At 38.7% G+C, this 4,677-nt stretch carries 3 protein-coding genes; all 3 read right to left on the bottom strand.

What is annotated here, in order from left to right; translation table 11 throughout:
- Positions 1 to 232 precede the first annotated feature (232 nt).
- The 3 genes from KS419_RS01140 to metG all read right to left on the bottom strand — a co-directional run bounded on the left by KS419_RS01140 (position 233) and on the right by metG (position 4,485).
- The gene (locus tag KS419_RS01140) at positions 233 to 1,426 is read right to left on the bottom strand and encodes a G5 and 3D domain-containing protein (protein WP_217064263.1); all 1,194 of its coding nucleotides are present in this window, start codon (positions 1,424 to 1,426) and stop codon (positions 233 to 235) included.
- A 239-nt stretch (positions 1,427 to 1,665) separates the two neighbouring features.
- Positions 1,666 to 2,433, bottom strand: coding sequence for a TatD family hydrolase (locus tag KS419_RS01145; RefSeq protein WP_217064264.1), 768 nt, complete (start codon positions 2,431 to 2,433; stop codon positions 1,666 to 1,668).
- 66 nt (positions 2,434 to 2,499) lie between these two features.
- A complete protein-coding gene (gene metG / locus KS419_RS01150; RefSeq protein ID WP_217064265.1) occupies positions 2,500 to 4,485 on the bottom strand; it encodes a methionine--tRNA ligase in 1,986 nt (661 codons plus the stop codon).
- Positions 4,486 to 4,677 lie beyond the last annotated feature (192 nt).

Raw genomic sequence — 4,677 nt, forward strand, 5'->3', positions numbered from 1 at the left:
TTAGGGACTGTAAAAGTGGAAAAGCACCACTTTTTCAGTTCCCATGCGAGTAGGCGGTGGAGCTAGACAATGCCCGAAGGTGCCAAAACTTATACATTCTTATCTTTTTAGAAAAAACTTGGCTTGTCGCCAAGTCCTAATGGCCTAGAGCCTAGTTTTTCTTATACTTTAACCCTTTAGTGAAGTTAAAAATTCTTAATGTATAAAAAAAACACAGAGAGACCTCTGTGTTCTAATCAACGATCCTTATTCGGACATTTTGCCGTCCAAACCTCATGACCCTATCGCGGTCAGGAATAAAGATATCAATCTTTTTGCCTTTGATTGCTCCTCCAATGTCAGCTGCTAAATAGGTTCCCCAACCATCAATTTCCACACGGGAACCAAGGGGAATTACATTTGGATCAACAGCAATAACTTTGGCATCGGGGTTTTCCCTCAAATTGATGCCAGTATATGTCGTACCGGAACATCCATTGCAGTATGCAGTATAGGCAGTAGCGTTGAATGTCATCCACTCTCCTGCCGGAACGTTAGAACCACGGGACACTGTTGGCGCAGGGTCCTTTGTTCCAACCGCCACAATTCTGTCTTCACTTTCAGAAACAATTTCTTCTTTTACTAATTCGCGGGAAACTTCTTCATCATTTTCAAAAATAACTTCATAATGCTTTTTAATTTTTCCTTCTTTCCCGCTTTGTAAAACTTTTTCAGATCCTCGCTCTATAGACGAATCATTTCTTGTTACTGTAGCAAAATCTACTGACTCTTCCACAACATCGGTGACTTTTTCAACTCGAACGACATTTACTTCTGTTTCACTTTCAAGCACATCTTCCATCGAAGGTTCCACCCGATCTAACTCTCCTAGGACAATGTTTTCTCTCTCTAAAAAGTCAGCGACCGTAGTCGAAGTTGTCCAAACTTCTTTTTCCTCCCCATCACTGAATAATATAATAGGAAACGCAGATTGGTAGTTTACTTGCATATTTCCAACTATATTTTCGTTCAATGATGGTTCAATAACATCGTACTCAGTGACTTCAATTCCTAATTCGTCCATAAGTTCTTGCACAGTACTTGCAATTGTCCATACGGTACGCTCGTCATTTTCCACATTTACGATTACTTCTTGTGCTGGAATATAAACTATATTCATTGCTTCGGCGAGTGCTGTGTTTTCGGATGGTTCGATGTAATCGTGAACGTTTACGTCAATACCACGTTCTTCTAAGACCTCTCCAACTGTCGATGCGTGAGTGTATACCGTTGTTAATTCATTTTCTACTTCAACGGTAACTGATATTTTAGTAACTTCATAGATGACAAATGACAAAATTCCCATCAACGTTAGGAGGCCAACGCTGGATACTGCAAACTTTCTCCAGGAAAATTCAGAGATTCGTTGCTTAATCCATTGAGTCATGGTTGAACCCCTCCCTCAGAAACCGAATTATACGCTTTACGCACCACCTTGTCAACAATGTTTGAGAAATCTTTCCTTTGCTATTATTCATCATGTCCAAAAAAAAGGAAAGATAAACTTCTCGACAAATCAGTTTATGCTTCGAAGGCTCAGTGTAGAACGTAGCATAGCAAGGCTCCTTTTGGACAACATCCCACTCTTTTCGTCAATACTATGTTCAACAAATTGTCGATATTGTGTCAACTGATTCCGAATAATTTTTTTGCGTTATTCATTGTAATTGCAGTAAGTTCCTCGTACTTAATCCCCTTAATTTCTGCTAATTGCTCTGCTACTAATTTTATATAGGCTGGTTCATTCCGTTTGCCACGATAAGGGTGTGGTGCCAAAAATGGAGCATCTGTTTCTATTAGTAAACGATCTAATGGAATTTCTTTCGCTACCTCTTTTGTTTGCCTTGCATTTTTAAAAGTTACCGGACCTCCAAATGAAATATGAAAATTCATTTCAAGACATTGCTTTGCAATTTCAAGACTTCCACCAAAACAATGCATTATTCCTCCCACTTCTTTAGCCTCTTCTTCCTGTAATACACACACCACATCTTCATCCGCATCTCGATTATGAATAATAATTGGCATAGTAAGTTCTCTAGCAAGTTGAATTTGCTTTCGAAAAACATCTTTTTGAATCTCTTTTGGTGATTTATCCCAGTAGTAATCTAATCCCATCTCCCCAAGGGCAACAATTTTTGAGTGTCCAGCTAATTTCTTTAGTAAATGTATGTGAGTATCATTGAAATCAACAGCGTCTACTGGATGCCACCCTACAGCGCCATATAGGAATTCATAGTTTTCCACCAATTCCATCGCTTTCGCAATTGTCTTTTCATCGAACCCAACTACAACCATATTGGACACCCCTACATCCAGTGCTCTCTTAATCACATCTTCCACGTCTTCTTCATAGTGATCTGCATTTAAGTGTACGTGTGTATCAAAAAGCATTTTTTAACTCCTCCATTTTATAAGTAACGCCCTTCCTAAATTGGAAAGGCGTTCACTATCTTTCAATCATTTCACTATCGATCCATTAGGTAATGTACCTTCTATCGTTGCCAGTTCCAAGTTATCCCCAAAGGATGCGGCTAAAATCATTCCTTGTGAAAGCTCTCCTCGCAGTTTAACAGGCTTAAGGTTTGTTACACAGATTACTTTTTTCCCAATTAAGTCTTCTGGTTTATAATGCTTTGCAATACCTGAAATAACTTGTCGTTTTTCATAACCTAAATCTAATTGTATTTTCAACAGTTTATCTGCTTTTTTTACCTTTTCTGCATGAATCACTTCTGCCACTCTTAAATCAACTTTTGTAAAATCATCAATTGTAATTTCATCTACTTCTGGCACATCTATTGAAGCCGAATCGGAAGCTGAGCTTGTTTTGACCTCTTCTTGCCCTTCCTTAACAACCGTACCACCCATCGTTTCAACAATAAATGTCACTTCTTCTTTTACATCTAATCGGGGGAAAACAGGTTCACCCTTTTCCACAATTTTCGTTCCTGCTTTTAACTGACCAAATTTTTGAAGACTATCCCATTCGGTAGTGGCAGTATCTATCCCTAATTGCTTCCAAATTTTCTTAGGTGTTTCTGTTAAAAAAGGTTGAATAAGAATGGAAATAGATCGAAGAGTTTCTGCAAGGTGGTACATTACTGACCCAAGTTGTTCCTTTGCATCTTCGTCCTTTGCCAATATCCATGGCTGAGTTTCATCGATATATTTATTTGTTCTGCTAACAAGCTGCCATATGGCAGTGAGGGCAACAGAAAATTCCATAGCCTCCATCGATTCCCCCACTTTAGTGACAGTAGCATTAACATGATCCACAAGCGAGTCGTCATACGAAGTTGCATCCTTTATATAGGCTGGAATTTCCCCATTAAAGTACTTATTTATCATCGCTACAGTACGATTTAATAAGTTCCCGAGGTCATTGGCCAAGTCATAATTAACCCTATCTACAAATCCTTCTGGAGTGAATACTCCATCAGAACCAAATGGTACTTCCCTCAATAAATAATAGCGTAGGGCGTCTAAACCGTAGCGATCAATTAATGGAACAGGGTCTACGACATTTCCTTTAGACTTTGACATCTTTCCATCTTTCATAAGAAGCCATCCATGCCCAAATACTTTTTTCGGTAATGGAATATCTAACGCCATTAACATGATTGGCCAATAGATCGTATGGAATCTAACGATCTCTTTCCCCACAAGATGGACATCTGCTGGCCAAAATGTATTATATTTACTATCCTCTACATTTCCATAACCTAATGCAGTGATATAATTGGAAAGTGCGTCAATCCATACATAGACGACATGTTTGGGATCAGACTTAACCTTAACTCCCCACTCAAAGGATGTTCTAGAAACAGCAAGATCTTCTAAGCCTGGTTTAATAAAGTTGTTAATCATTTCATTTTTTCTTGATTCTGGCTGAATAAAATCAGGGTTCTCTTCATAAAAAGCCAGAAGGCGATCTGCATATTTACTCATCCGAAAAAAGTATGATTCTTCTTGAACTTTTTCAACTGGCCTACTACAATCAGGACAATTTCCGTCTTTCGCCTGATACTCTGTAAAGAAAGATTCACATGGTGTGCAATACAGACCTTCATATTGATCTAAATAAATATCACCTTGTTTTAATAGCTGATCAAAAATATCTTGAACCACTTTTTTATGGCGTTCTTCCGTAGTTCGAATGAAGTCGTCATATGATATATTCAATTTATCCCATAATTTCCGAATATCAGATACAATCTCATCCACAAATTGCTGAGGTGATACCCCCTTTTCTTCCGCCTTTCGCTCTATCTTTTGCCCATGCTCATCCGTTCCAGTTAAATACATGACATCATATCCACGTAACCTTTTATATCGGGCCATGGCATCCCCTGCTACAGTTGTATATGCATGACCAATATGAAGTTTCCCACTTGGATAGTAAATTGGTGTCGTGATGTAAAATGAATTCTTACCTTTAACCATTTTCTTTCCTCCTTATTTACGAATACTTATTCTCATTGTTCCAAGTTTCTAAGTAAAACAAACCGAAATGTAAAAGAAAAGCGCAAGCGCCTAGGCTCACGAGCGTAGGGCAGTGGAGGAATGACAACTAGAAGTCCGATCTTTGACTTCGGTTGTCACTTCCGAAGTGCCCCGTAGCGAGTAGGCGCTGGA

Source organism: Evansella tamaricis, assembly GCF_019042215.1.
In the GTDB taxonomy this organism is placed as follows: Bacteria; Bacillota; Bacilli; order Bacillales; family Salisediminibacteriaceae; genus Evansella; species Evansella tamaricis.